24 protein-coding genes and 1 riboswitch are annotated in these 26,382 nt (G+C 54.7%); of the genes, 12 read left to right on the forward strand and 12 right to left on the reverse strand.

All coding sequences use genetic code 11. From position 1 onward, the window contains the following. Positions 1–399 precede the first annotated feature (399 nt). The 3 genes from QWU00_RS03040 to petA are packed head-to-tail and all read left to right on the forward strand — an operon-like array spanning position 400 to position 3,144. A complete protein-coding gene (locus QWU00_RS03040; protein ID WP_231551647.1) occupies positions 400–1,644 on the forward strand; it encodes a cytochrome b in 1,245 nt (414 codons plus the stop codon). After that, positions 1,645–2,469: a cytochrome c1 gene (locus QWU00_RS03045; protein WP_081939025.1), complete on the forward strand. Its 825-nt coding sequence runs from the start codon at positions 1,645–1,647 to the stop codon at positions 2,467–2,469. It abuts the gene before it with no gap. A gap of 3 nt (positions 2,470–2,472) precedes the next feature. Continuing rightward, positions 2,473–3,144, forward strand: a complete 672-nt coding sequence (gene petA, locus QWU00_RS03050) for a ubiquinol-cytochrome c reductase iron-sulfur subunit (RefSeq protein WP_035379521.1) — start codon at positions 2,473–2,475, stop codon at positions 3,142–3,144. Positions 3,145–3,511: 367 nt separating this feature from the next. Here petA and QWU00_RS03055 read toward each other — a convergent pair. The 3 genes from QWU00_RS03055 to QWU00_RS03065 all read right to left on the reverse strand — a co-directional run bounded on the left by QWU00_RS03055 (position 3,512) and on the right by QWU00_RS03065 (position 7,094). Beyond that, positions 3,512–4,599 (reverse strand): IS3 family transposase gene (locus QWU00_RS03055; RefSeq protein WP_150395605.1). Its coding sequence is split into 2 segments (ribosomal slippage): positions 3,512–4,338 and positions 4,338–4,599, totalling 1,089 coding nucleotides; the frame shifts between segments, so codons are not numbered across the junction. Positions 4,600–4,805: 206 nt separating this feature from the next. Next, entirely contained in the window at positions 4,806–5,369 is a 564-nt protein-coding gene (locus QWU00_RS03060) for a peroxiredoxin (RefSeq protein ID WP_238706766.1), read from the reverse strand. 159 nt (positions 5,370–5,528) lie between these two features. Next, positions 5,529–7,094 carry an outer membrane beta-barrel protein gene (locus tag QWU00_RS03065; RefSeq protein WP_081939058.1) on the reverse strand — a complete coding sequence of 522 codons (1,566 nt, stop codon included), beginning with the start codon at positions 7,092–7,094 and terminating at the stop codon, positions 5,529–5,531. 373 nt (positions 7,095–7,467) lie between these two features. On the opposite strand from QWU00_RS03065, the gene QWU00_RS03070 reads away from it, so the two are divergent. From QWU00_RS03070 to QWU00_RS03090, 5 genes are all read left to right on the forward strand, one after another. Next, on the forward strand, positions 7,468–8,025 hold the full coding sequence (locus QWU00_RS03070; protein WP_035380355.1) for a flavodoxin family protein: 558 nt from the start codon (positions 7,468–7,470) through the stop codon (positions 8,023–8,025). Between the two features lie 164 nt (positions 8,026–8,189). Continuing rightward, positions 8,190–8,630 (forward strand): hypothetical protein, encoded by a 441-nt coding sequence (locus tag QWU00_RS03075; protein ID WP_035380357.1) that lies wholly within the window; start codon positions 8,190–8,192, stop codon positions 8,628–8,630. 202 nt (positions 8,631–8,832) lie between these two features. Beyond that, positions 8,833–9,078, forward strand: a complete 246-nt coding sequence (locus tag QWU00_RS03080; RefSeq protein WP_035380359.1) for a hypothetical protein — start codon at positions 8,833–8,835, stop codon at positions 9,076–9,078. Continuing rightward, positions 9,075–9,242 (forward strand): hypothetical protein, encoded by a 168-nt coding sequence (locus QWU00_RS03085; RefSeq protein ID WP_156105415.1) that lies wholly within the window; start codon positions 9,075–9,077, stop codon positions 9,240–9,242. The genes QWU00_RS03080 and QWU00_RS03085 overlap by 4 nt, the downstream gene beginning before the upstream one ends. Positions 9,243–9,469: 227 nt before the next feature. Beyond that, a complete protein-coding gene (locus QWU00_RS03090; RefSeq protein WP_035380503.1) occupies positions 9,470–10,171 on the forward strand; it encodes a YfdX family protein in 702 nt (233 codons plus the stop codon). Between the two features lie 241 nt (positions 10,172–10,412). On the opposite strand, the gene QWU00_RS03095 is transcribed toward QWU00_RS03090, so the two are convergent. The 7 genes from QWU00_RS03095 to QWU00_RS03125 all read right to left on the reverse strand — a co-directional run bounded on the left by QWU00_RS03095 (position 10,413) and on the right by QWU00_RS03125 (position 18,046). Next, positions 10,413–11,339, reverse strand: a complete 927-nt coding sequence (locus QWU00_RS03095; protein ID WP_035380361.1) for a LysR family transcriptional regulator — start codon at positions 11,337–11,339, stop codon at positions 10,413–10,415. A gap of 100 nt (positions 11,340–11,439) precedes the next feature. Next, positions 11,440–12,498: a GTP 3',8-cyclase MoaA gene (gene moaA / locus QWU00_RS03100; protein WP_035380363.1), complete on the reverse strand. Its 1,059-nt coding sequence runs from the start codon at positions 12,496–12,498 to the stop codon at positions 11,440–11,442. A 38-nt stretch (positions 12,499–12,536) separates the two neighbouring features. Further along, the gene (locus tag QWU00_RS03105) at positions 12,537–14,840 is read right to left on the reverse strand and encodes an FdhF/YdeP family oxidoreductase (RefSeq protein WP_035380365.1); all 2,304 of its coding nucleotides are present in this window, start codon (positions 14,838–14,840) and stop codon (positions 12,537–12,539) included. A gap of 94 nt (positions 14,841–14,934) precedes the next feature. After that, complete coding sequence (locus QWU00_RS03110) at positions 14,935–15,399, reverse strand: nitrate reductase associated protein (RefSeq protein ID WP_035380366.1); 465 nt, start codon at positions 15,397–15,399, stop codon at positions 14,935–14,937. Positions 15,400–15,453: 54 nt separating this feature from the next. After that, positions 15,454–15,603, reverse strand: a complete 150-nt coding sequence (locus QWU00_RS03115) for a DUF2474 family protein (RefSeq protein WP_081939059.1) — start codon at positions 15,601–15,603, stop codon at positions 15,454–15,456. Then, positions 15,590–16,609, reverse strand: coding sequence for a cytochrome d ubiquinol oxidase subunit II (cydB, locus tag QWU00_RS03120; protein ID WP_035380368.1), 1,020 nt, complete (start codon positions 16,607–16,609; stop codon positions 15,590–15,592). The genes QWU00_RS03115 and cydB overlap by 14 nt, the downstream gene beginning before the upstream one ends. Positions 16,610–16,612: 3 nt before the next feature. Then, positions 16,613–18,046: a cytochrome ubiquinol oxidase subunit I gene (locus QWU00_RS03125; RefSeq protein ID WP_035380370.1), complete on the reverse strand. Its 1,434-nt coding sequence runs from the start codon at positions 18,044–18,046 to the stop codon at positions 16,613–16,615. A 337-nt stretch (positions 18,047–18,383) separates the two neighbouring features. Here QWU00_RS03125 and QWU00_RS03130 point away from each other — a divergent pair, with 337 nt between their 5' ends. The 3 genes from QWU00_RS03130 to QWU00_RS03140 all read left to right on the forward strand — a co-directional run bounded on the left by QWU00_RS03130 (position 18,384) and on the right by QWU00_RS03140 (position 20,923). Next, complete coding sequence (locus QWU00_RS03130) at positions 18,384–19,400, forward strand: Dyp-type peroxidase (RefSeq protein WP_035380372.1); 1,017 nt, start codon at positions 18,384–18,386, stop codon at positions 19,398–19,400. Between the two features lie 11 nt (positions 19,401–19,411). Then, positions 19,412–20,206: a family 1 encapsulin nanocompartment shell protein gene (locus tag QWU00_RS03135; protein WP_035380374.1), complete on the forward strand. Its 795-nt coding sequence runs from the start codon at positions 19,412–19,414 to the stop codon at positions 20,204–20,206. A 378-nt stretch (positions 20,207–20,584) separates the two neighbouring features. Beyond that, complete coding sequence (locus tag QWU00_RS03140) at positions 20,585–20,923, forward strand: tRNA-binding protein (RefSeq protein WP_035380376.1); 339 nt, start codon at positions 20,585–20,587, stop codon at positions 20,921–20,923. A gap of 210 nt (positions 20,924–21,133) precedes the next feature. Here QWU00_RS03140 and QWU00_RS03145 read toward each other — a convergent pair whose 3' ends face one another. Beyond that, positions 21,134–22,216, reverse strand: a complete 1,083-nt coding sequence (locus tag QWU00_RS03145) for a Rieske 2Fe-2S domain-containing protein (protein WP_035380504.1) — start codon at positions 22,214–22,216, stop codon at positions 21,134–21,136. A 329-nt stretch (positions 22,217–22,545) separates the two neighbouring features. After that, a riboswitch (cobalamin riboswitch) is annotated at positions 22,546–22,782 on the reverse strand. 421 nt (positions 22,783–23,203) lie between these two features. Here QWU00_RS03145 and QWU00_RS03150 point away from each other — a divergent pair. Then, on the forward strand, positions 23,204–24,103 hold the full coding sequence (locus QWU00_RS03150) for a LysR family transcriptional regulator (RefSeq protein WP_035380378.1): 900 nt from the start codon (positions 23,204–23,206) through the stop codon (positions 24,101–24,103). 5 nt (positions 24,104–24,108) lie between these two features. On the opposite strand, the gene QWU00_RS03155 is transcribed toward QWU00_RS03150, so the two are convergent. After that, a complete protein-coding gene (locus QWU00_RS03155) occupies positions 24,109–26,367 on the reverse strand; it encodes a TonB-dependent receptor (RefSeq protein ID WP_035380380.1) in 2,259 nt (752 codons plus the stop codon). Positions 26,368–26,382: the final 15 nt, after the last annotated feature.

Consider the following 26,382-nt stretch of genomic DNA (forward strand, 5'->3'; position numbering starts at 1 on the left):
AATACGCTCAGCATGCAAGAGAGAAATACATCACGCTTTTGAGTGAGCCTTTAGCGTGCTTCTCCAACCCTCTGCACCGGCTGGGTTTTGCCGCCCGTGCCCACGCTCTGCAATCTTGTAAAATGTTTCGGTTTATTTATGATTGAACCCATAGCACGCTTCTCTACAAGACCGACCGAGGCCCGCATGATCTCCGTTACCATTCTTCCTGCAAAACCGATCATAAAAGTCTGTATATGAGCCTTCCTGCCGGGAGTTTTGCAGCCTCAACACCTTGTTGTGCCGCAATAAACTTACACAGCCTGCTTTTTCCGGTCCTTGTCCCGCTGGTCCATTCCGCCTGATCTGGATACCATGGGGCCAAGACCCGGCCCCTCTCCGCATTCTATGGAACCACCCATGACCAAACCCAATATGACAGGCCAACCGCCCTCGCGCTCAACAGAAGAAAGTTCTGGCGTGGCCGGGTGGATTGACCGCCGCCTGCCTGTCATCAGTGGTTTCAGGGCGGAGTATATTGATTTCCGCATGCCGAAGAATCTGAACGGCCTGTGGAATTTCGGTGCGATTCTCACGGTCGTTCTGCTGCTTATGCTGGCTACCGGCACGTTTCTGGCCATGCACTTCATCCCCACCGCCACTGAAGCCTTTCTCTCGGTAGAAGCCATAGACCGGCAGTTGCCTGGCGGCTGGATGCTACGCGGCATGCATGTGGTCGGGGCCAACCTGTTTCTGGCAGCGCTCTATATCCATCTGTTTCGTGGGCTGTATTACGGCTCCTACAAGGCCCCGCGTGAAATTCTGTGGATCAGCGGCCTTGTTCTGATGGTGCTGGTCATGGCCACGGCTTTTGCCGGGTACGTGCTGCCATGGGGGCAGATGTCCTTCTGGGGTGCAGATGTCATCAGCAAAGCCGTAGGCGCTGTGCCGGTTATTGGTGGCACGCTGGAGCATATTCTGGCGGGCAGTGACCAGTTGGGCGATATTTTCCTACACCGCTTTTTTGTCATTCACTTTATTCTGGCATTTCTGGTTGTCGCGGTTGTGGGCATTCATGTGGTGGCGGTGCATGTGGCGGGCTCCAACAACCCATTAGGTATTGAGCCCAAAACTCCCAAAGACACTCTACCCTTTCACCCCTACTTCACCAGCAAGGATCTGATCGGACTGGTTCTGTTTGCCCTGATCTTCGCGCTGCTGATGTTCTTCTGGCCCGGCCTGCTGACTGAACCAGACAATTACGCCCCGGCAGACCCCATGCACACCCCGGCGGATATTGAACCGGAATGGTACTTCCTGCCCTTTTACGGCATGTTGCAGTCCGTGCCGTCCAAGTTCGGCGGCCTGCTGGCTGCGGCTGGCTCCCTGCTGATTCTTTTTGCCCTGCCATGGCTGGACCGTTCCCCCGTGCGGTCCATGCGCTTCCGGCCTCTTTGCCGCGTCGGCCTGCTGGGGCTGGTCGTGGCGTTTGTGCTGCTGGCGCTGGTCGGCAAACACCACGCTCAGGGAAGCTGGATGGCGCTTGGGCGCATATCTCTGCTCTATTATTTTGGCTATTTTCTTGTGCTCCTCCCCTTGGCACCGCGTCTGGAAAAAACACGCCCCTTGCCTGCCTCCATTTCCGCTGCGCAGGGAGACGCCTGAATGTCTGTTCGCGCATTTTTAGGGGGCGCATGCCTGCTCTCCAGCCTGTTCCTGGCAACACCTGAGCAAACCGCTCTGGCTCAGACGCCCTCCGCTCCGGCTTCTTCCCCGGCGGCTGCACCGGCAGAACCCGCAGCCCCGCCACACCAGAAATGGAGCTTTGACGGAGCGTTCGGGCAATTTGATCAGGCCAGCCTGCAACGTGGCTTTCTGGTGTATGACCATGTGTGTTCCACCTGCCATGGCATGCGCAGCCTGACCTATAATGATCTGGCGGGCATCGGCCTGAGCCCCAAAGCCATTTCAGACCTTGCGCATAGCAAGCAGTTCCCCGGCCCGGTAGATGAAGATGGGCAGCCGACAACCCGCCCCGGCACGCCGGATGACCACTTCAAATCCCCCTTCCCGAGTGAAGCCGCCGCAGCAGCCATGATGGGCGGCGTGGCCCCGCCTGATCAGTCCCGCCTTGCCCTGATCAAGCCCCACGGGGCAGACTGGCTTTACGCGTTCCTGACCGGCTACCGCATGCCACCACCGCCCGGAGCGCCCATGGTGCCCGGCAAGTTCTACAATGAATGGGCTGACGGCCACCTGATTGGTATGCCCCCGCCCTTGGTGGAAGGCGGCGTGAGCTTCCCCGATGGCACCAAGGCCACGGTTGACCAGCAGGCCCGCGATGTTTCAACTTTTCTGGTCTGGGCTGCTGACCCACACCGCAATGCACGCCACCATATTGGCAAAGGGGTTGTGCTTTACCTGATTGTTCTGCTTCTGCTGGCCATTGCATGGAAGAAGAAAATCTGGAACCGCCGGGACGGACACTGAGAGATGGAAAACACCCCCCCTACACCGCAGGACACGCCTGAAACGGATACCCCCGAACAGGCACCCGGCCGCCGTGATTTTCTGGGCATGGTCACCATTGCCGGGACCGTTACGGGCGTTGCCGCGTGCTCCATCCCGTTTGTAGAAAGTCTGACACCGCAGGACAGCGCCTCCGCCCATCTTCCGGTGGATGTGGACCTCTCCAAACTGGCCCCCGGCCAGCAGACCACCGTGGTCTGGCAGGGCAAGCCCGTGTTCATTCTGCACCGCACGCCAGAAGACATTGCCAAACTACAGGACGCCACGCTGACAGACCGCCTGCGGGACGGTGACTCGCATGATCTGCAACAGCCCGCTTATGCCAAGAACTGGCATCGGTCGCTCACGCCTGAATACGGTGTGTATGTTGGCATCTGCACCCATCTGGGGTGTGTGCCGTCCTACGCCCCGGCTCCCGGTGGCGCGCCGCCTGACGCCAAAACCACCCCGGCGGGTGGCTACGCCTGCCCGTGCCATGGCTCAAAATTCGATCTGGCTGGCCGCGTGTTCAAAGGCGCACCTGCCCCCTATAACCTGCCGGTGCCGCCCTATTTCATGCCCACCCCCACCACCATCCGGCTGGGTGAGAACCCCAAAGGGCAAGACTTCGACTTCTCAACCATCGTGCAGATCTAAATATCAAAACTCACCCCGTCAGCACCGCGCTGATAGTCTGGCAGGGGTGGGTGCGTTGTTCATCGACCTGATTGAGGAATCCCATTTTAGCACTGAGGTGCCATTGATTTTCTGGCCTCGGTGCACTAGGCACCGGAGCGCTTGGCGTCCCTTTTCCGCCTTCAGATTTTTAGCGATTATGCGGAAAAGCGGTCAGGGCTGATCAGGCTATCTTTTAACGGCGGAATGCGTTGATTTTTCGTTCCGACACCGCCCACGGTGTCTTCATATCCACCGCTTCAACCTCAAAACCTCCATCTTCCCCGCAAGTGCTGATTTTCAACCAGCCGGTAATCCCCCCATTTTTAGTGGGGCGTTGAATGAGAATTCAGGCAGCTGTTTTTAGTTTCTGGGCGGGGGTTAGCCCGCTGTTCCCCATGTTGGGTCTGTCATGATTATATGTCCAGAGCCATTGTGTTGCGACCTCCTGCACGTCCTGAATGCTTTCAAACAAATACTGCTCCAGCCATTCCTGCCGGACAGTTCTGTTGTAGCGTTCAATATAGGCGTTCTGCTGCGGATTACCCGGTTGCGTATAGATCAGGGTAATCCCCTGTTTTTCGGCCCATGAAACCAACGTATGACTGACATATTCAGGGCCATTATCCATTCGGATGGCTTCTGGCCTGCCACGCCACTCCATAACCTGTTCCAGACAGCGGACAACCCGACAGGCTGGCAGGGAAAAATCAACCTCGATCGCCAGTCCTTCACGATTGAAGTCATCCAGAATGTTCAGGAGCCGAAAAGCACGTCCATCCATCAGCCTGTCCGCCATAAAATCCATGGACCAGACCCTGTTGGGAAGGGCCGGAACCGACAGCTTTTCAGGCTTTTCGCGAACCAGACGCCTGCGGGGTTTAATCCGCAGGTTGAGTTCCTGTTCCCGATAGATCCGATAAACCCGCTTATGATTCCAGACATGTCCCTGCACATTGCGCAGATACAGGAAACACAGACCAAATCCCCATCTCCTGTGAGCCTGGGTCAGTCCCACAAGAAGATCGGCAATCCTGTCGTTCTCCGCTGCCAGTCGCGGACGATAGCGAAAGCAGGTCTCGGATATCCCAAAAATCCGACAGGCCAGCGCAATGCTGACCCTATGATGCGCCACAGCTTGTGCGGCCAGTTCCCGGCGCTGGGCTGGCCGCTTCATTTTTTTCCAAGGGCTTCCTTCAGGATATCCGTCTGCATGCTCAGATCCGCATACATGCGCTTCAGCCGACGGTTCTCCTCTTCCAGAGCCTTCATCTGACTGATCATCGAAGCATCCATGCCGCCATATTTCGCGCGCCACCGGTAAAACGTGGCGTTGCTAATCCCATGCTCCCGGCACAGGTCAGGAACCGGGACACCGCCCTCAGCCTGGCGGATCACACCCATGATCTGGGCGTCAGTAAAGCGATCACTCTTCATCAGAATCTCCTCAATTCTTACGCTGAGAAAATTCTCATTCAAAAGCCACTCTTTTTATGGGGGGATTACCAGCCCATTCGTCTGAGCCGGTTCTCCTCTTGCGTTAAAACCCTGGGATGCATGGCCGAACTCTTGCGGCGTTTCCTATCCAGAGCAGCTCCGTTTGCCTGATCCAGCAATGAGGCCGCCTTTCCTGTTTCTATGCCTCAGTGCACTTTGGCATGCCATGCGGTGACAGCATCCAGCGTTTTAGTAACATGCGTTTCCGGGTCCTGACTGGTATAGCTCAGCAGAATCTGGCCATCCGGCGCAATCACATAGGATGTACGGTCGGAGTGCAGAAAGGTGCCCTGCGTGCTAAGTGATTTGTACAGACCGGCCACTTTCGCGCCAGGATCGGCCAGCACGGCAAACTTGTTTCTGCACTCATCCTTTGAGAAATCAGCAACACGATCCACATTCCCCGCTGTCACCCCCACAACGGTTGCGCCCTGTTTGGTAAAGGTATCCGTTGCCTCGGCAAGAGCATGCGCTTCCAGCGTGCATCCTTGGGTGAAAGCCGCCGGAAAGAAATAAAGCACCACGGGGCCTTTTTTCAGCGCATCCTTGAGAGAGAACGTTAGCGGTTTTCCGCCAAGCGCGCCCTGAAGCGTAAAATCAGGCGCTGCCGCACCTTCCGCCAGCGCCGCATGAGCGGAATGCGCCCCCACAAACGGCACAGCGCTAATACACAGGCCTATCGCCGCTACAGCAGCACAGGACTGCCTCATCACTGCACGCATTACTTTGTTTTTCATCATGCTTTTAACCATCCGGTTCGAGTCATGAGGCATCATGAGCCTAAACGGCACAATTCAACAATGCGCATCTTGATCACCCCCTGCCCGACGCTGGCAGGCACCCACCTTTCCCTCACCGCATGTCAACATTCAGAAGGCCCAGACTGCATCGCAGTTGAACCACAGCATATTGTTGGTGCCGTTTGTAACCACCGGGTTCTGCACCGTTCCAGCCTGATTGAAAGGCCGCGTACCATTGAGCGATTTATCCAGCCTGATTTCCGGCCGCAATGTCAGTTTGCCCAGCCCCAGATTTCTGTTGATGAAGTCCGGACGGTAAGAGGCCCCAACCGTCAGTTCTCCATAGGTGGTGGGTGGCGCATTGTAATAGGGGTAAGGCCGGTTGCTCAAAGAATGTGTGTAGGACATGAAACTGGCATATTCGCTGACAGTCCCACCCGTATTATCCCGGAAAACCTCGCCGCGCAGATTGAACGTCAGCCATGGTTTGATATCCCACGCCAGATAGCTGGTGACCCCATACACATCATCCCGTGTGGCGTTATCATGCAGATAGGTGCCGTCCACCGTAACGCTGAGCTTATCATTCACATGATAGGTGGCCATGATATCCCCATTATACTGCATGAGGTGATTGGCATCAGAACCAAGGCCCGCGCTGGTCCAGCCGTCGGGAGATGTCACGGCCCGCCCGTTGTTCCCTTCCGGCCCGAACCGCCCCATGGCGTGAATATCAAGCTTGCCATCCAGCAGATGGTTGAAGGCAAAGCCAAAATACCCCTTGGGTTTGTTATTGTTGCCTGCCGCGCCAAAGGTAGTGGAATTTCCGGCATCCACGCCCAGAATCCAGTCCACATGCTTGCTAAGGTGCATGGTGGCCACAATGCCCACTGTCTGGAAGGGCACAATATAATCAGAAGCGTAATTGAAGGTATAGAAAGGTCGGGCCAGCGCGGGCGTGCCTTCCGCGCCCATCAGGCCGTACATCTGACCCACCTGCACATCAATGCCGTGTTTGAAAATCCAGGGAAGATGCACGTCCACATGGGCCTGTGTTGGTGCCCACTGATACAAACCCGTAATAGCGCCATCGCCCATGCCGATTGTAGGATCAAACCGTGCATCGGAGCCGTACATGGCCTCCAGCACAAACCCAATGCCATATCCGCCGCCAACGTCCGTTACCGGGTGGGAGAGTGATCCCATAATCTGGTTCATGGTAACGGTATTGGCGCGATCATTATAATACTGGCCAAAGTTTCGGCCTGAGCGCGTCCATGGGTTGCCGGTAATTCCGGCTTCAATGGAAAGGTGTCCTTCCAGTCCATCCCAATAAGATGCTGCATGCCCCGGCCTGGGATGAAAGAGATTGCCAATATGGGGCTTGTCCTGCTGTGTCGCGGCAACAGGAGCCGCCTGCTCTGTCTGAACACTTTTAGGTGACAGGGGTTGGTGCTTTTCCGCAGGCGCTACTGCCGCAGGTGATATGGGCTGAGGCGACGACTGTCGGGGTTGCAGTCCCCTCTTTCCGGCACGGGCAGCGGAAGGATACAGGTGCGCGCGTGCGGGATGCGTCAGGGCCGAACGGGATTGAGGCGGATGCGCAAGCGATGATCTGGCATGCCCCTGCGGCATGCTACCCGTTATCATTACGCTCCCCAGAGCCACACCTGCCAGCCAGCTTTTATGCACCATTGGTCCGCATCATTTCTTGTTCTTTTTGAGCCCGACCTCCCACGCCGGTCCGCCGGGCTCCTTGCCGCGTTCATGCGGCCATTTCATGGCGCACGGAAGTAAATCATTTGCCTCTCCGTACACCGCAGCCGTTAACCGCTTTCACATCTTGTAGCTCTCTACACGCATCTTTCAGAGGGGCCTGATCACACATCTGCCATGCCCCTCCCCACAGCACCTTCTGCCACAAAGCGCGCCTGTGCCACCTCACACCCGGAGTATGATATGACTTTTCATTAAGGCCGATTATCAAACAGAACGAAGGAAGCCATTGTGGCCCCCATGCCGATGGCCACGCCAGTAGCCACCGCTTCTGGTTCATGGAGAAAAGACTATGGCTAATACTGTTGTTGTTTATCATTCTGGCTATGGCCACACCCGCCGGGTGGCGGAACATGTCGCCAAAGGAGCCAATGCGGAACTTGTCGCCATCAATGAACACGGGGATCTGACGGAAGCAGACTGGGCCAAGCTGAATGCTGCCCACGCCATTATCTTCGGCGCACCAACCTACATGGGAAACGCAAGCTGGCAGTTCAAAAAATTTGCTGATGCCTCCTCCAAAATCTGGTTCACCCGTGGGTGGGAAAACAAGATTTTCGGTGGTTTCACCAACAGCGCCAGCCTGAATGGCGATAAAGGCTGCACTCTGGCATGGCTGAGCACGCTGGCCGCACAGCATGGTGGTATCTGGGTCAGTCTGGGCCTGTTGCCCAGCAACACCAAGGAAGCCAAACGCACGGATCTCAACAATCTGGGTGGCTCCATCGGGCTGCTTGTGCAGAGCCCGGCAGATGCCAGCGTGGATGAAATTCCGCAGGGGGATCTGGATACAGCCGTCCATTATGGCAAGCGCGTTGCAGACGTAGCGGCCCGCTTCTCCCCCGCCTAACGTTCCCTCTTGTCAGCAGACGCCCCATAATACGGGGCGTCCTGTTTTTTTGAGTCTCGTTGTTTTCAGCCCCTTGCATCCGATAACAGTTTCAGGCGTTTCAGCCAGAGTTACGGAAACAGATCACACCGTTCCTTACGGTGCCCTTGCAAGGATAACTGGTCATGAAGAACACAGCATTCCGTGCCTGTTTTATTGCGAGCCTTCTGGTTATGGGCATGCCTGCCCCGCTGTGGGCCACCAGCAGAATGAGCCGCCTGCCCCATAAGCCTTTTGCGCAGTCCGGTGCCGCACCGCGTGCTCTCCCCCCAGCGCCAAATACCCCGCGGACTCCCACCGCCAGAACAGCCACGCCACCCCCGCGCTATTCAGGTGGAACGGGCAATGAACTGGTTGACCGGCTCAATAATGCCCAGTTGAACCAGAACTATCGTGGCCCGTATTACTATCCCGGCCAACCTGTTCCCCCTTTTCAGGCTACCGCTCCTAATCGGCTCCCTGCTTTCAGCGCCACGCCCCCCTCTGCCACACCAAGCCTCCAACGGTCTGCACCACCACAGCCTCCGTCAACCCTGCCTGCCTCCAAGGGAACGCCTTTCCGATAAAAAGCCCCCCGCGTATCAGAGCGTTACAGAAAGCGCCCCGAACTGACCTCCAGACATGAGGGTAAACTTACGTAGTTTACCGACCGTTTTCTGTGTGAATAACTGCCATGCTCTCGCCACCGCTGTGATTTCGGGCTGCATGATCCCATCTCTAAAGCAGAGTTGAGTCCGAACAGGACAACACCTGAAAAAGAGAGACATCATGCCGCACGATAAAGCCCCACACGAAACGAGTTCATTATACCATCTGGCAGAGCGCACCCTTGCGCAGCCTAAACTGGCCACCAAAGCAGAGGTGCTGGAACTGGCGACATTTGTGCTGAAAGGAGGCGAACACGCCTCTGAGGTGGAACGTGAAATTGCCAAAAAAGCGCAGCATAATCCTGAAGGTGTGACAGCAGCAGAACTACAGGGACTGGCAACAAAAGTACTGGCAGGCCGTAAATGAGCCATCCATCCCATACTCCCCCGGCGCTGTCTGCCCTTCAGAAAGAACTGGACGATCTGCAACGCAAAATTGCTGAGGCAGAAAAGAATGAACCCAACCATGTAAGTGCTCTGCGCAAACGCGAACGTGAGATTTCGGAAGAAATGACCCGCCTTTCCCGGTAGGAAAGGCATTGCTGCCATGTAAGGTCTGCCCACCCGGTATGGGCGGGCAATCTTCCGTGCCGGGGCGGAATGGGCTAGAAACGCAGAGTTGTTTCTGTTTTCCGCTTTGGTAGGCGCAGTGCCTATTTTGTGCTGCGTATCGAGGCTTTTTATTTTTTGCCGTGGCAACATGCCCTCCCTTACGGAGGAGCACCCAGCCCGATTTTATAGATGAGATGAGTATAGATATGCGCTTTATCCCCCTTATGGCCATTGCCGCCAGCCTTGCCGTAACCCCGGTTGCCAGCCACGCCACATCCCTGCACACACATTGGGAACAGTACAAGGCAGGCCGGGCATTTCGCCATCTGTCCAATGATGGACAGAAAGCCTTTGGCGATATTCTCAAAGCGCGTGATCTGCTGGCTGCCGGCAACACAGATGCCGCCATCCCCGCACTGTATGATGCCAACAAGCGCCTGACCGCAGCAGGCAAGGCCAGCACCAAGTTCAAGGCAGCAGAAGCCTCTTTGCAGCCTGCCCCCCAGCATGCACCGGCATCTGGCCATGTGCCTGCCACTACGCCTACAGACTGGATTCCGGTAGGGGGTGAATTTATTGCAAGCGAAACGCTGGCTCCTGAGAAAAAGGCTGCCGTGGCCACCGCCAACAAGCAGCTTCAGGCTGGTGACACGCAGCAGGCAGCCCAGAGCATGCAGGTTGTGGGTGAAGATGTAGACTTCATTGTCGCACTGGCACCGCTGGCACAGACACAGGGCGCCCTTAACCGCGCCACTGTCTTCACAGAAGGCCGCCAGCCCAAGGAAGCACTGGATGCACTTGACCAGACACTGAACAACCTTGTCTTTGTGTCTCAGGATTTTGTGGAAACAGCTATTCCTGCCACACAGGGTGGCAAAGCGGCCTCAGCTCCGAAAGCACAGAAATAAGACTGCTCTCTCAAAGAGGTCTGATTTAACTATAAGGCCTTTTTCAGAAACAACGGTGTTGCAAGCGTTAAAGGCAACACCGTTGAGCCCAAAAACTCCTTCTATAGCCCCTACGGCCAAAAACTTCCGCAGCCGAACCTTACTGGGGCCTTTAGCCCGGGTGCCCGGGTTATTAAACTGGCGTGATGCAGCCTTGGCTGATACCGCCACTCCTTTTCTGAAACTCTGATAATCTCCCTTTTCAGGCTGGCTGCGGGCAACATAAATTATCAAACTTATGCCTGAAATCTATTGTGAGCGCGACCTTCCATACCGCATCAAAAAAATCGGATGGGAGACGCTCGTTCAGCCGCACCAGACCTATGGAGCCTGCGGAAAATCCAACCAGTCTGCGCATCTGCAATCTGCCAACGGGAGGCACCCTGAGCGGGAAAGAAGAAATAGGCAGGATGGTCGCAAACCGGCCACTCATTATTTCAGCATGGATCACTTCAAGAGACCCGGTTTCAAGACGAACAATCGGTTTGACCCCAGCCGCCTGAAAACCAGTATCCACCAGTTGCCTGCACCGCATGGTCTGACTAAGCAGCGCCAGCGGAAAATGTGCTGCATCCTCCCAACTGATGTCACGCCCCTCCGGGAAAGCATACGCGGAGGTACCAGCCAGCACCTGCTCTTCCTCATAAAGGGAGCGAACAATAAAGGCCTGCGCCTGCGGGCACTCCTCGTAATACATAATGCCGATATCAAGCTGCTTTTTGGTAAGCCGCTCAATAATATCCGCATTTGTCAGAACAGAGACATCACAGGAAAAGTCGCCAATTTTTTCCTGAACCGCTTCCATAAGTGCTGGCACAATATGCACGGCGGTTGGAATAACCCCTATTTTGAGCGCACCGACCAGATCCTGCTTTGTCAGTGAAACTTCATTCTGCATTTCCGTAACACTGTGCAGAATATCATGTGCCCATTTCAGAATACGGGCACCTTCTACCGTAAAGCCAAACACCTTTTTCTTGCGGTCTATAATAACAACGCCCAGCTCCTCTTCCAATTGCCTTACGGCGCGGGAAAGCGCAGGCTGGGACACGTTACAGGCCACAGCCGCTTTTGAAAAACTTCTGAATTTGTCTATCTCTCGAAGATAGTAAAGCTGCTTCAGAATCATATGTACTCCGCAAAACACGCTCTACCTGAAGAGAGACGTGCCATAAATGACACCAGCAGCCCCCTTCTGCCATCAGAAAGGCCAGCCTCTTACACAGCCATTACCCCCCGATGTAATGCATTTCGATTTTATCCTGCGTGTATGGTCTCTTCGGAATGGTTTTGCCCGCAGGGTGAGTAGCTCGTTCTTCGCTGTAGCGATCTGTGCGCTGGCTCCATATATGAGAGAGAACCGTGCGCAAAACCTCGTCATCCCCAGCATGCCGCGGGTTACGCAGAAGCGCCCGTAAATCCGTGCCCTGCGTTGCAAAAAGACAGGTATAGAGCTTTCCATCTGAAGAAAGACGCGCCCGCGAGCAGGCACCGCAGAATGGGGCGCTGACAGAGGAAATAAACCCGATCTCCCCCGCACCATCCACATACCCATAACGGCGCGCCACCTCACCCGGATAATGAGGAGAGAGTGCCGCCACCGGCCAGATGGCGTTGATGCGCGTTAGCAATTCCTGAGAGGGCACAACATCCATCCTCTCCCACCCGTTACGGTTGCCAACATCCATGTATTCAATCAGACGGACCACACATTCTGTATTGCGAAAATGGGCAAGCAGATCAGGCACACCAGCATCATTTACGCCACGCTGCACAACAGTATTGATCTTTATATGTCCTTGAAAACCGGCCTGTTCTGCGGCTTCAACGCCTTTCAGTACCGCAGCCGGGTCTCCCCTGCCACCGCTCATTCGCGCAAACACGGCGGGGTCAAGACTATCCAGACTGATAGTCACGCGCTGCAACCCTGCCTGCCGCAGTGCCTGCGCGCAACGCGGCAACAACACCCCGTTGGTTGTCAGGGCAACATCCTCAATACCCGGCACATGGACCAGACGCTCTATCAGATCAGGCAAGTCGGCACGCAACAGCGGTTCACCACCCGTCAGGCGTATTTTGGTTACGCCCAGACTGGCCGCAACCCGCGCCACGCGCTCTATTTCATCAAAATCCAGCCGGTCCCTGGGGGCCAGAAACTGAAACCCTTCATGATACGTGCTCTCCGGCATGCAGTAGGAACAGCGGAAATTGCACCGATCCATAACCGATATCCGCAAATCCCTTAGCGGGCGGCCATGCCTGTCAACATCCTGTGCAATGTTGCGCACTGGCTCTCTCCTGTCAGCCATAGCTGCCCGGCTGCCCCTTACCCGGCAATTTTGATAGGCGGTGCTGACGCCACACTTTCCACCACTTTTACGGGAATGGATTTGGCTGCGGGTGTGCCACTGATTTCATCAAAATAATCCAGCGGCAAAAGAGGGTTGAGTTCCGGGTAGTATCCGGCAATCGCCCCACGAGACATGGGGTAAGCAATTACGCTCAACCCATCCACATACCGCCTTACGCCATCCTCACTATAGGTTTCCAGTCCGATAACAGCACCGTTCTCCAAGCCCCGCTCCGCCATGTCTTCCTTGTTCATGAAGATAACAAGCCGGGTGTTATACACCCCGCGATACCGGTCATTATTACTGTAAATGGTGGTGTTATACTGGTCATGCGAACGGATGGTGGCCAGCCGCAACATAGCCTTATCGGTTATGGGCTCATTTACCTCCAGCCCCGGCATGACGAGAAAATTGGCTTTACCATTAGGCGTTTTCCACACACGCCGGCGCGGTGGAATATCCAGATGGAAGCCTCTGGGGTTTTTGATCTTCTCCGCAAAATCAGCATAGATTTCGGGATACACCTCGGCAATTTTGTCGCGTATCGGACCGTAATCCACCATATACTGCGCCCATGCCGTTTTAGAGTTGGGCAGTGCTTCCATGGCCATACGGCACACAATTTCCGTTTCCGGCAGAACATGATCACTGACCGGTTCAAACACCCCACGGGATGCCGTCACGTTCGACATGGCATCTTCAATAGTTATGAACTGCTCGCCTGCCGCCGTACGAATAATTTCAGACCGCGCAACAACAGGCAGGATCAGCGCATCCTTGCCATGCACCAGATGCCCTCTGTTCAGTTTTGTGGCAATGCCAACCGTCAGGTTCAGCTTACGCATAGCGGCATAAGAGCGGGGGGTATCCGGCACGGCATGAATAAAATTGCCACCCAGACCAATAAACACCTTGGCCGTACCAGCTTCCATGGCTTCAAGAGCCTCAACCACATGGTGACCGTGCTCACGCGGGGGCTCAAACCCAAACGCATCCCGCACGCGGTCCAGATAAAGCTGGGTTGGTTTTTCATCTATCCCGACCGTGCGATCCCCCTGCACATTGGAATGGCCGCGAATAGGTGCAATACCGGCACCAGGTTTACCAAAATTCCCGCGCAGAAGCAGAATATTGGCCACCTGCTGCAACAGGCGAGAGCCTTCCTGATGCTGGGTCAGCCCCATACCGTAGCAGATAATAGTGGCTTTAGAGTTTTTGTAAATTTCACCAATTTTACGGATCTGTTCTTCAGAAACACCGGAAATACGGGTAATATCCGCCCAGGAACATCCCATCACATCCTCCCGCAACGCCTCAATTCCTGCGGTGTGTTCCTGAATGAAAGCGGTATCCAGCACGTTCTCCCCACGCGCCTCGGCTTCAAACAGCACTTTCATCATACCTTTGAAAATAGCGAGATCTCCGCCAATCCGCACATGCACGAATTCGCTGGAAATTGGGGTTGAACCGAACGTACCCATCTGCAGCACATCCTGCGGCTCCGTAAAACGGATGAGCGCCCGTTCCGGCATGGGGTTAATCAGAATAATCGGCACGCCGCGTTTGCGGGCTTCCACCAGATTGGTCATCATGCGTGGCGAATTTGTGCCCGTATTCTGCCCCACCACAAATATGGCCTCAGCGTGCTCAAAATCCGCCAGCACAATTGTGCCCTTGCCAATGCCTATAGATGGCGGCAGGCCACGGCTTGTAGGCTCGTGACACATGTTTGAGCAATCAGGAAAGTTGTTGGTACCAAATTCACGAATAAAAATGGAATACAGGAAAGCCGTCTCATTCGCGGTGCGGCCCGATGTATAGAACTCGGCCTGATGTGGGCTTTCAAGCGCCTGCAAATGGCGGCCGATCATGGCGAACGCATTATCCCATGTGACGGGCACATATTTGTCTGTTGCGGCATCATACCGCATGGGCTCTGTCAGGCGACCCTGCATTTCCAGCCAGTAGTCACTTTTCTCCATCAGCTCCGTAACGGTGTAGCGCTCAAAAAAATCACGCGTGATACGCGCCTTTGTGGCTTCATGCGCAAGCGCCTTGGCACCGTTTTCACAAAACTCCAGTTTTTTACGATGATCCGCATCAGGAAAAGCGCAGCTTGGGCATTTAAAGCCCCCCGGCTGGTTCATGGCCAGAAGCCCGCGTGATCCCTTGACAAGAACACTTTGCTCCATCAGCACTTTTGCCGTGGCCCCTGCCGCCCCCCAGCCTCCTGCTGGATGATGATAGGGCTTGAATTCAGACTGTTTTTCTTTGCTCATGATATCAACCCTCTTGATAGGCGGCAGAGTAGTGCATGCCCCGCGCAGCACGGTTTTCTGATCGTCACTCTTTGTAAAACAGCGTCAGCAGATATCAGGCGTGTTCTGGTTGCAGCACGCCAAATTCCTTCATGGCAGGCACAAAGTTTTCGTTTTCATGCTTTGAACGTGCCAGTTTGATCAGTGCAAAACGCTGAAGCGGCGTCAGCCCCGCCCATTGGGCTGGTGTGGGCGGCACCACGCCATCCACCTGCGCCTGCCCCATCACCGCCTCCGGCATCCGATCAGGCTCCTGCCAGTCTGCCAGAGTGGGGGCGTCCAGCGGCCGGAGGGGCTCATTACTGCGGGCTGCAATCAGGTGTGCCACAAGAGCGCGATACGCGGCCTGTTCATCTGCTGTGGTGCAGGGGAGTTTCGTCAACGTCTCCCGGTCTTCACGCGAGAACTGGCTCCATTGCCGCAGGCTCAGCTTAATGCAGACAATATCCAGCTTCTGTCGTGCAATCATTGGAATGCAACGCAATGACCCGGCAAAATCACGTTCAAACTCAAAAAGCATCGGACCCTGTCCTGAGTGAGCGGTGGAGGAAAGAGCGGCAAAAGCGTTGCCGCCCTACTTGGGAATCAACAAATGGAGGAAAGATGCTGCGGCAATGAACGCCGCCGTGCTGAGCGACCAGATGACCACAAACCAGCCAACCCGCGCGCCGGTCCGTTTGGGTGCGCCATCCCCATTGCCCTGAACAATATCAGTGATAGCCATCTGTTTCCGTCACCTTTCCGCGAAACACGCGATAAGAGTAGATTGTATAGGTCAGGATGATGGGCAGCAGGATGGCCGTGCCAACAAGCTGAAAAAACTGGCTTGAGGGCGGAGAGGACACATCCCACAACGTCAGCCCCGGCGGCACGGCATAGGGCCAGATGGTAATGCCCAGCCCGGAGAGGCACAGAAAGAACCAGCCCAGCGCGCACAGGAACGGCCCCTTAGAGTGGTCCCGCCGCAGGCCCATGACCATCAGGCCACCAAGCAGCGCGACCAGAACAGGCACAGGCGCAACAAACAGCATATTGGGCCACGCCGTCCAACGGCGCAGATAAGGCGCATGCAGCAGCGGGGTCCAGATACTGACAGCAACAATGCAAAGGAAGAGCCCCACAGCCAGACGCGCCGCCCACCTGCGGCACGATGCCTCCAGAACGCCGGTTGTACGCCAGATCAACCATGTTGCGCCCAGCAGGGCGTAGCCGCACATCACTGATAAGCCACACAGAATGCTGAACGGCGTCAGCCAGTCCAGTGGCCCACCGGCAAAAGCGCCATCCGTAACGGTAACACCCTGAACCACACCGGCCAGAATGGCACCCTGACAGAAGGCGGCCAGGCCGGAGCCGACCATAAAACCTGTGGTCCAGAGCCGCTCACGCGGGGTGCCGCGCGTCATGACACGAAATTCAAACGCCACGCCCCGGAAGATCAACGCCAGCAACATCAGCACGATGGGTAGGTAAAAGGCGGGCAGCAGAGTGGCATACGCACCGGGGAAAACCCCATACAGCACGGCGCCGCCCAGAACCATCCATGTCTCGTTCCCGTCCCATACGGGGGCGATGGTGTTCACCATCACATCCCGGCGGCCGGGATCACGCTCCAGCGCAAAGAGCATGCCGATGCCTAGATCAAAACCATCAAGAATGACGTAAATACTTATGGCTGCAATCAGAATGACAGCCCAGACAATGGGGAGCCAGTATGCAAAGTCCATCATGGATCAGGCTCCTTTGCCAGCAGACGGGTCAATCACATCCGGATGCATGCGGGCTGCCAGAATATCGGATGCGTGAGAGGGAGGAGTATCATGTTCGCCTTCCTGCGGCGCACGCCCCAGCAGGCGCACCAGAATGCCCATGCCAGAACCAAACACCAGCACATACACCACCACAAAGGCCGTCATGGTCACAGCCATGCTGGACAAAGCAATGGGAGAAACGCTGTCTGACGTGCGCAGCAGGCCGTAAACAGTCCAGGGCTGACGGCCGACTTCGGTAGTGATCCAGCCGCACAGCAGCGCCAGAAAACCAGCGGGAGCCATGCACAGGGCAACACGATGGAAGAGTGTATTTGTAAACAGGGTGCTGTTGCGCCGTAACCAGAGGGACCAGAACCCCACAAGCGCCATAAGCATGCCCAACGCCACCATGATGCGGAAGGAGAAGAAAATAACAGGCGATGGCGGCCGTTGATCACGGGGGAAATCCTTCAGCCCCGGCACCTTGCCTTCCAGACTATGGGTGAGAATGAGTGAACCCAGCAGCGGCACCTTGACGGCATAATCCGTCCGCTCTTCCTTCATGTTGGGAATACCAAATAGCAGTTCCGGCGCACGCCCTTCTGATATCCAGTCACCTTCCATCGCTGCAATTTTTGCGGGCTGGTACTTCAACGTGTTCAGGCCATGGGCATCCCCGGCCATGATCTGGATAGGAGCCACGATGGCGGCCATCCACATGGCCATGGAGAACATCACCCGCACAGGTTCGCTGGCAATCCGCCCTTCACGCCGGGCCTTGAGCATGTGCCACGCCCCGGTTGCCCCAACAATGAACGCCACGGAAAGAAACGCCGCCAGCCCCATATGCACCAGCCGGAACGGGAAAGAGGGGTTGAAGATAATGGCCAGCCAGTCCGCTGGCATGAAGCGCCCAGTTGTGGGATCAATGCTGTAGCCGCGCGGCGTCTGCATCCAGGAATTGGAGGAAAGGATCCATGTCATGGAAATCAAGGTGCCAATGGAAACGCAGCACGTGGCGGCAAAATGCAACCCCCGTCCCACCTTGTTCATGCCGAACAGCATGACGCCCAGAAAACCCGCCTCCAGAAAAAAGGCGGTCATGACTTCATAGGATAACAGCACCCCGGTAATTGGCCCGGCCTTTTGAGAAAAGACAGACCAGTTGGTGCCAAATTCATAGGACATGACCAGGCCGGAGACCACGCCCATACCAAAGACAATGGAGAAAACCTTGATCCAGTATCGGTAAAGATCAAGAAAAACAGGTCTTCCGGTCTTGAGCCACAGCCCCTCCAGCACAGCCAGATAGGCCGCCAGTCCAATGGAAAAAGCGGGGAAAATAATATGAACGCCTACTGTAAAGGCAAACTGAAAGCGCGCCAGAAGAAGCGCAAGGTCATGGGCAGGCTGCATTGGGTCTCATCCAAACATATGCATGTGGCTGCTCCACCAGAAAACAGCCTCCACAAACCCTGAAAGAAAGGGGCTGCTTCCTGCCATAAACGCCGCAGGGAACCATCCTGTTCCGCAACGAGCCACAATGCTCTTGCCCTGTACTAGATCAGCAAGAGCTCTGCCGTCCAAGACCTTTTCCTTATATAATAATAAACAGCAGTTATAATGGTGACCCGTTTGTGATCATTCTTCTTATCTGTCGCATTCTTGTATCTTGCCACGCTGCGCTGCATGCCTATGCTATGGCTCTGATATCGTTACACGATCGCGTTGTTGCGCGAGGAGCTTCAGACCGTTGGCCACACCTCAACCCATTGACACAAAACTGACCCAGGCCGCCCTTTTCCTGGTGGTAACCCTGAACAGTGATACCCCGGATGCCGCGGCCATAACGCAGATCAAGGCCCTTATGGGTGACCTGTCCTCCCTTGTTCGGGGTGTGGGATTCCGGGTGCCTGACGGCAGGCTAAGCTGCATTACGGGCATTGGGTCCAACGCGTGGGATCACCTTTTTGGCACACCACGCCCGCGTGAATTGCATCCCTTTCGGGAAATCAATGGCGTGCATCACGCCCCCTCCACACCGGGAGACCTGCTGTTCCATATCCGCGCCACCCGCATGGATCTGTGTTTTGAACTGGGCACGGCTATCGTGTCCCGGCTGGAAGGCGTCGCCTCCGTTGTGGATGAAGTTCACGGTTTCAAATATTTTGATGAACGTGATCTGCTCGGCTTTGTCGATGGCACGGAAAACCCCACCGGCCAGCCCGCCCTTGATGCGACCCTGATTGGTGAGGAAGACCCGGCTTTTGCTGGCGGCAGCTATGTCATTATTCAGAAATACCTGCATAACCTGAAAAAAAGGGATGCCATCCCCACTGAAGTGCAGGAACATATTATTGGCCGCAAGAAACTATCGGATATTGAACTGCCGGAGGCCGATAAACCAAGCTATGCCCATAATGTGCTGACCAATATTGAAGAAAACGGGCAACAGCTTCAGATCGTGCGCGACAACATGCCGTTTGGTGAAGTGGGTAAAGGAGAGTTTGGCACCTACTTTATCGGCTATGCGTGCTCCCCTTCCCGCACGGAACAAATGCTGCAAAACATGTTCGTGGGCAAACCACCCGGAAATTACGACAGACTTCTGGATGTCAGCACCGCCGTTACGGGAACGCTGTTCTTTATTCCCACAAGTGATTTTCTGGACGGCGCGCCTGATCTGGAAACAGCCGATCAGCCAGCACCAGCCCCCTCACCTACCCCTGATCTGCCGAGCGGCTCTCTTGGAATTGGGTCACTCAAATAAGGAGTTCTGACATGAACAATCTGCACAGACATCTGGCTCCCATTTCCTCCGCCGCCTGGGCCGAGATTGAAGATGAAGCCGCCCGCACCATCCGCCGCCATCTGGCTGGCCGCCGGGTTGTGGACACATCAGACCCCAAAGGCACCGCTTTTGCCGGTGTGGGCACAGGCCGCGCCAAACAGATTGAAACACTGGGCGACGGTGTGCGGAGCGTTCTGCGGGATGTTCTGCCGCTGGTGGAACTGCGTGTTCCCTTTACCGTATCACGCGATGAAATTGATGCCGTGGAACGCGGCTCCCTTGATTCAGACTGGCAGCCAGTCAAGGACGCTGCAAAGAAAATTGCCTTTGCAGAAGATCGCGCCATTTTTGACGGATATGCCGCAGCAGGCATGACGGGCATCCGTCAGGGCACGTCAAACACGCATCTCAAACTTCCTGCATCGGTCAAGGATTATCCTGCCGTTATTTCTGCCGCGCTCAATGAATTACGTCTGGCGGGCGTCAATGGCCCTTATTCCATTGTGCTGGGAGCCTCGGCATTTGAGGCCGTCAACGGCGGTGATGATGAAGGGTACCCCATCCGCAAACATCTTGAGAGCCTGATTGACGGCAAGATCATCTGGGCCCCCGCCATTGAAGGTGCGTTTGTTGTCTCCACCCGTGGTGGCGATCTGGCGCTGGATATTGGGCAGGATTTTTCCATTGGCTATTTGAGCCACACGGCTGAAACGGTGGAGCTTTACCTGCAGGAAAGCTTTGTCTTCCGTGTGCTGACAAGTGAAGCCACTGTCGCCATTGACTAGTACACCTAAGGCCGTAGCCGTCTCCACAAGACGGCTACGGTTGATTACGCCCTACGCTCCCCGGTTTTCTGGATAGAACACAGAACGAGTTCTTTCCTCCACTCGCCTGCCCCCTGGCACTCGCCCCCAAGAATAAAAGCACCCTCTTCTGCAAAAATTGATCACCGTTTGGGGCAAGCCTATCAACAATAGGGAGGAAAAGTGTGCATTGGTAATAGCGCCTCCCCGCATCTCCTTGAGAAGCACGGTTTTATCTACCGTGTTATCCAAGTGGGAGATATGCTCCACTCATCCAGAAACAGGTAGTGACAGTTCCGGAATTATTGCCCCCTAAAGACAGTTTGAAAACTTGCTTCACACAAAAGGAAGACTCGTCTCATGACCACGATTTCCATTGATGACTTCACCAAAATCGATATTCGCGTTGGAACAATCACTGATGTCCAGCCTTTCCCGGAAGCCCGCAAACCAGCTTGGAAACTAACCATTAACCTTGGCGCAGACATTGGGCTGAAACGCTCCAGTGCCCAGATTACGGAGCTCTATTCCGCCGAGGCTCTGATTGGCCAGAAGGTTGCCTGTGTGGTGAACCTGCCACCCCGCCAGATTGGCCCGTTTGTTTCTGAAGTTCTGACCTTGGGCTTCCCTGATGATCAGAAGCGCGTGGTTCTGACTATCCCTGAACGAGATGTGCCTGATGGCAGCCGCCTCTTTTAAAAAGGCGTTTTTTTCTTATAACTATACAGAACAATACACCCACTACCCGTTTTGGTATAAAGGTATCCTTTGGTGGGTGTTGCTCTCTTATGGAAGAGCACTCTTTCTGTTCAGAGTGGCGTGCGTCTGATTGAAAGGCTGTGCACATAATGACGCAAACGGCCTGCCCTCTGTCTGCTTGACGCATCACAGCACTGCGCAAACAAGCTTTCACTCCCCCTGAGGGGGCGACACACCTCTGTCTCGCAAAAGCTGCCGCAAGGCAAGAATAACAGGAAAAACTTCCACGTTATGATCGCCCCCCAGTTCCTTCCATGCTTGCTGTTCCAGTTCCACAATTTCACGATCTTCAAAGAAGACGCGCTCTGTAAAAGCAACCAGCACGGGCCATGCCAGATCAAGCAGAAAGGGCACTTTCAGCCGCTTGATTGATAACAGCCCGAAAACCCGGTTTGTCAATTCCTGCCTGTCTTGAGGAACATAAGAGATCCATAACTCCATGACAGGCTCATCAATACCCTGCGTTTCAATACGCAGGGTTTGATAGGGATACTGTGTGCGGATGGTCATCACATCCCGGTAAGCGAAGTCCCGGCCATCCTTACGCCTCTGGCCGTAAATCAGGGCCTCACTCAAGGGTTGCTTGCCGCCTGTACGGGCAAATGTATAACGCGCTTCTACAAAGTCCTCACCACGATCCATGCCAAGGAAACGGGGTTTCATTTTGCCTACAAGCCGACTGTGCAACACCTGATGGTTCATATCCATCAGGTTTTCATGCATGAAACTGTAATGACAATTGACCACCTGCCCAAAACGTCTGGTACGATAACGTTTATCTCTTACACGTGGAAAATCAGGAAGCGGTTTGGTCTCGGCCAGCGCCTGATTGCCCATGAAAACAAAAATAAGCCCGTCTTTTTCCCGGCACGCCCACGGCTTGAGGCGAAGGAGACCCGCATCGGCAGCGCCATTTTGGGAAACACACTGCCCTTTCCTATCATATTTCAGACCATGAGCCAGACAGCTTATAAAATCCCCACAAACAGCACCTTTGCTCAGCGGCACCTGCTTATGGGGGCACAAACCATCCAATGCGTAAGGAGCGCCGTTTGTAGGCCGCACCACCACCAGAGGATGGCCCGCAAACTGAACACCAAGAGCTTTACCGGGGCGCACTTCACGGGACCACGCAACGGGGTACCAAAAATTCGGATCACTTCTGACCCGTCTTAAATCAGCTTTTTCTAATAATGCAGCCTGCAAGGAATTTATAGTAGATCCATTTTTCATACTTATGGCCATCCCACACAACGCGGCTCAGACACAGGAAAAAAGATCTTCCCCTTGTAAGGATAGGGCTTCTCCTGCTTTTTTCCTGAACGCGTATACTCAGTTATCCGTCTTGAAAAGCACGCATTCCCGTTTGATTTTTGAGCAGATGCCTCAGACGGTAGAAGCCTTCCGCTTAGGGCAAACACGAATTTTACTTTTTTGCTGAGAAAAAGCGGAGCTCTTCAGGAACGTAAGCGCCCCTGACGGTTCTTGCGTGAAAAACGGCTGACACATGCAGCAGACAGACATGTCACTTTTCTCCTCCCTTCGGTACATCCCGCCCGACGGCTGGTGGCTGGACGATGGCAGGTCTCCTGGCTCGCGGATTATGGCTTGCTGATTCAACCTTCCCGTTTCCTGATGAAAACAGTGGCGCACGTTCTACGCGACCAAACCAGAAGCATACCGCCTACAGTTGCGGGAGCAGCCTCCGACTACGCCTTCAAGGTCACTCATTGACCCCTTGAGCATGACGGTGTTCCCTATTAACCCGCTTGCACGGGACCATCGAAGCGTTTTGCAGATACATCATGGGCCTAACCACCCCTCCCGCGCAAGATGCAATATAACATGGTAGAAGAACACAGCCATTAGCTCTGTGCATGGACTATAAAGAACGAAAATATAAGAACGCACCCATTCTAAAAGAAAGTAAATTCCTCAGACCTTAGAATAGGACTCAAAAATTCCGTCGAACGTTTTCACTAATATCACGCAGGCTGAGAACAGTATTGACATTATTCGCATAAGACACAGAAACACAGACGTTCTTTTCCCTTTCAACAAGAAGGTCTGGGTTAGGAAAAACGAGAGTATGGGTTGTAGCCCTTAAACACTTTCCAGATGCAAGAAGCAGAGGATCTAAAAAGGAACGCTTTGAAATCATGAATAAAAATGGTATAATTTTCATAATTATATAAATTATACGCATACACGGAGCATTGCATGCCTGTTCTTGAACGTAGCCATCTGGCCATTATTCAGGAAGTTGCCCGCGAAGGATCGCTTACGGCAGCCGCAGCCAAGCTTAATCTGACCCAGCCTGCGCTCAGCCATGCCATTCGCAAGCTGGAAGACCAGCTTGGCGTGAAAATCTGGCGGCGGGAGGGGCGCTCCCTTACCCCCACCCAAGCCGGTGAGTGGTTGTTATCCCTTGCCAACCGCTTGCTGCCGCAGTTTGCACTGGCGGAAGACAGGTTGGAGCAATTTGCCAATGGCGAGCGAGGAACCTTACGCATCGGTATGGAATGCCACCCCTGCTACCAATGGCTTCTGAAAATTGTCTCACCGTATCTGGATCAATGGCCCAAAGTGGATGTGGACGTGCGCCAGAAATTCCAGTTTGGCGGGATTGGGGCCCTGTTCAGCAACGAGATTGATATTCTTGTCACGCCAGATCCACTTTACAAACCGGGGCTGAGTTTCACCCCCGTTTTTGATTACGAGCTTGTTCTGGTTGTGGGGCCGGACCACCCCCTTCGGCACACCAAATTCATCCTGCCCCAGCAACTTGCCGGGGAAACCTTGATCACCTACCCGGTCCCTTCAGAACGCCTTGATATCTTCACGCAGTTTCTTCAGCCTGCTGGCATCAGTCCACGCCAGCAAAAGCAGATAGAAACCACGGACATCATGCTGGTCATGGTCGCGCATGGGCGCGGGGTTGCAGCCCTCCCCGGTTGGCTGGTGGAGGAATATGCATCCCGCTTTAATCTTTATCCCGTCCGGCTTGGCAAAACGGGTATTGCCAAGCAGATTTTCCTTGGTCAGCGCGAAACTGATGCCGACATTGAATATATGCGCGCCTTCATCCAGTTTGCGGCAGGAGCCATACCAGCCCCCTAACGCGCTCAGAACCCCGCCTGAACGCTAATGGAAAAAGAACGCGGAGCCCCCAGCAGAATCTGCCCCGGATAACTGGTGTCTGCCCACTGCACAAAATGCTTATTGCCTATGTTATCAATCCGGCCATACACCGTAACACCCTTGTAAGCATGCCATCCTGCAAAAACGTTTACCAAGGCATAATCTTTCAGGCTCAGGGTGTTGGCGTAATCCCCTTTACGCGCGGAAACATACCGTAACCCGGCCCCCAGATCGAGTGGCAGATCCGCCACCCGAGACCAAATCCCCCACAGGTTGGCCGTAACAGCCGGAACGTTGGGCACCTGATTACCAGAAGCATTCAGAGCGGCGCTGGGATGAAACGAACCATAACGTGAATAGGTGTACGCAACATTCCCGGACAGGCTCCAGTGTTGGTTCAGCACAAGATCACCCTGCCATTCCAGACCACGGGATTTCTGAACACCTGCCGTCGCCACCGTATCTGCGCCTGTTGCCACAAGCATGCGGGTGCGCCGGATATCATAAAACGACAGCGTTGTTGTAAAACGCCCGTGCCATGTGGAGGCCTTGACGCCAATCTCGCCCTGACGGGAATGGCTCAGGCGGCTGAACTGCCCCCGGTTAGCAAGAAAAATGTTAGACCCCGGAGGATCTTCCGCCGTGGTGTAAACACCGTAAAGACTGATATCTTTTGTCAGATCCCACACCGGGCCAATACGGAAATTGTCGGGATTGTAGTGTCCCTTGAAACTGCTGGCCGCATTGAAGCCACCGTTCTGATTGTAGTTCTGACGGTTAAGGGCAAGCCAGTCATACCGAAAACCGCCTACAATACGTAGATTATCCCGAACAGTGAGAACATCTTCCAGAAAAAGACCGGCCTGCACCATGGTTGTAGGTGATTTACGGAAAGGATATTCGCCTGCAAACGTGCCCAGCGATGTCTGCTCTGGGCTGACAAGAGAGACACTATCCGCATAGGACGCATCAGGAAAACCGTGATTACGGATAAACCGGAGATAATAGGCATCTCCGCCTAACACAAACCTGTTTTTCATGCCGAATATTTTGAAATCAAACTGCGTATGGAGGGTATCTCCTACCTGATGCTGGTTTTGATACACATAAAATCTGTCACGCCCAATCCGGCCTGGCGCGATATTGTTCCCTCCAGCATCCACCGCGCCTGTATTGCCAATGTAGCTCAGGCTTTCGGCATTGTTCCAACGGCGCTTGGAATACACAAAATAACTGCTGTTATGAATCTGGATAGTGGGGCTTACCTGCCAGTCAAGATGCAGGGTGGGCGTTGCGTTGACAGAACCCGCTCTTCCATCACGCACGTTATAATAGCGCCACAAAGACCCTCTGGTGATCCCCAGCCCCTTGGAGGAACTGAGCAAGCCGCCAACGCGCCCGCCTGTCTGTGCAAGAGAGACCAGAGGCGTGCCATAATAGGTGGAGAGACGGTCTGTCAGGTAATCCATGCTCAGGCGCGCAGTGAAACGGTTTGTTGGTTTCCACAACAGCGTGGTTGTAAAATCATCTGAATGTGGATCTGCGCCTTTTACAAACCCGTCAGATGATGTGCGGCTGAAGTCTGAGCGAATGGCAAGCGTTTTTGTAATGGGCACGGACCCACCCACACCTGCATTCCAGGTGTTGAAGCTGCCGTAGGATAAGAGCGCATTGGCATGGGCTGCATCAAAATCCGGCGTTCTGGCGCGCATGTCCACCGTGCCGCCGACAGCCCCTTGTCCGTACAGCACGGAAGAAGGACCCTTCAACACCTGCACGCTTTCCAGATTGAAGGTATTTTGGGGCCGGTTAACCATGGTTGTTGGCCCGAAATAAAGACCATCACGCAAGATGAGGATCTGGTTTCCCGTAAAGCCGCGCATCATCAACTGTGCCGGGCTACCAGGAGAACCACCGGAGGATACACCCGGCGCACTGTCCGCTGCGCTTTCTGCCTGCGCGTAACCACGCTGCATCATCAGATCATGCTGAATAACGTTAATGGTGGCAGGCGAATGCTGGATGGAAAGACCAAGCCGTCCACCAACACCAGCCACCGTTTTCAGGAAGGCCGTTTTCCCATGCGTGGTGATGTATTCCGCTTTTCCGACGGATGTAACATTCTTGGAAAGAGGGCCGGTTACACCCTGTTTCTGATCAGAACCGGTTGTTTCTGCATGGCCCGCGCTCATGCAGAAAAGGCCAGACGCCATAAGCGTCACGATATAATAAACTGGTCGCACGGAATAGCTCCACCA

This window comes from Acetobacter tropicalis (genome assembly GCF_030644465.1).
Taxonomy (GTDB): Bacteria; Pseudomonadota; Alphaproteobacteria; order Acetobacterales; family Acetobacteraceae; genus Acetobacter; species Acetobacter tropicalis.

Excerpts from the sequence above, each read along its gene's own strand:
- QWU00_RS03115 (WP_081939059.1), bottom strand. The coding sequence starts at position 15,603 with ATGGCTATCACTGATATTGTTCAGGGCAATGGGGATGGCGCACCCAAA.
- QWU00_RS03045 (WP_081939025.1), top strand. The coding sequence starts at position 1,645 with ATGTCTGTTCGCGCATTTTTAGGGGGCGCATGCCTGCTCTCCAGCCTG.
- QWU00_RS03140 (WP_035380376.1), top strand. The coding sequence starts at position 20,585 with ATGACCACGATTTCCATTGATGACTTCACCAAAATCGATATTCGCGTT.
- QWU00_RS03095 (WP_035380361.1), bottom strand. The coding sequence starts at position 11,339 with ATGATTCTGAAGCAGCTTTACTATCTTCGAGAGATAGACAAATTCAGA.
- QWU00_RS03085 (WP_156105415.1), top strand. The coding sequence starts at position 9,075 with ATGAGCCATCCATCCCATACTCCCCCGGCGCTGTCTGCCCTTCAGAAA.
- QWU00_RS03145 (WP_035380504.1), bottom strand. The coding sequence starts at position 22,216 with ATGAAAAATGGATCTACTATAAATTCCTTGCAGGCTGCATTATTAGAA.
- QWU00_RS03135 (WP_035380374.1), top strand. The coding sequence starts at position 19,412 with ATGAACAATCTGCACAGACATCTGGCTCCCATTTCCTCCGCCGCCTGG.
- QWU00_RS03065 (WP_081939058.1), bottom strand. The coding sequence starts at position 7,094 with ATGGTGCATAAAAGCTGGCTGGCAGGTGTGGCTCTGGGGAGCGTAATG.
- QWU00_RS03125 (WP_035380370.1), bottom strand. The coding sequence starts at position 18,046 with ATGCAGCCTGCCCATGACCTTGCGCTTCTTCTGGCGCGCTTTCAGTTT.
- QWU00_RS03090 (WP_035380503.1), top strand. The coding sequence starts at position 9,470 with ATGCGCTTTATCCCCCTTATGGCCATTGCCGCCAGCCTTGCCGTAACC.
- QWU00_RS03080 (WP_035380359.1), top strand. The coding sequence starts at position 8,833 with ATGCCGCACGATAAAGCCCCACACGAAACGAGTTCATTATACCATCTG.
- QWU00_RS03060 (WP_238706766.1), bottom strand. The coding sequence starts at position 5,369 with ATGAGGCAGTCCTGTGCTGCTGTAGCGGCGATAGGCCTGTGTATTAGC.
- QWU00_RS03040 (WP_231551647.1), top strand. The coding sequence starts at position 400 with ATGACCAAACCCAATATGACAGGCCAACCGCCCTCGCGCTCAACAGAA.
- cydB (WP_035380368.1), bottom strand. The coding sequence starts at position 16,609 with ATGATGGACTTTGCATACTGGCTCCCCATTGTCTGGGCTGTCATTCTG.
- QWU00_RS03105 (WP_035380365.1), bottom strand. The coding sequence starts at position 14,840 with ATGAGCAAAGAAAAACAGTCTGAATTCAAGCCCTATCATCATCCAGCA.
- QWU00_RS03110 (WP_035380366.1), bottom strand. The coding sequence starts at position 15,399 with ATGCTTTTTGAGTTTGAACGTGATTTTGCCGGGTCATTGCGTTGCATT.
- petA (WP_035379521.1), top strand. The coding sequence starts at position 2,473 with ATGGAAAACACCCCCCCTACACCGCAGGACACGCCTGAAACGGATACC.
- QWU00_RS03070 (WP_035380355.1), top strand. The coding sequence starts at position 7,468 with ATGGCTAATACTGTTGTTGTTTATCATTCTGGCTATGGCCACACCCGC.
- QWU00_RS03150 (WP_035380378.1), top strand. The coding sequence starts at position 23,204 with ATGCCTGTTCTTGAACGTAGCCATCTGGCCATTATTCAGGAAGTTGCC.
- QWU00_RS03075 (WP_035380357.1), top strand. The coding sequence starts at position 8,190 with ATGAAGAACACAGCATTCCGTGCCTGTTTTATTGCGAGCCTTCTGGTT.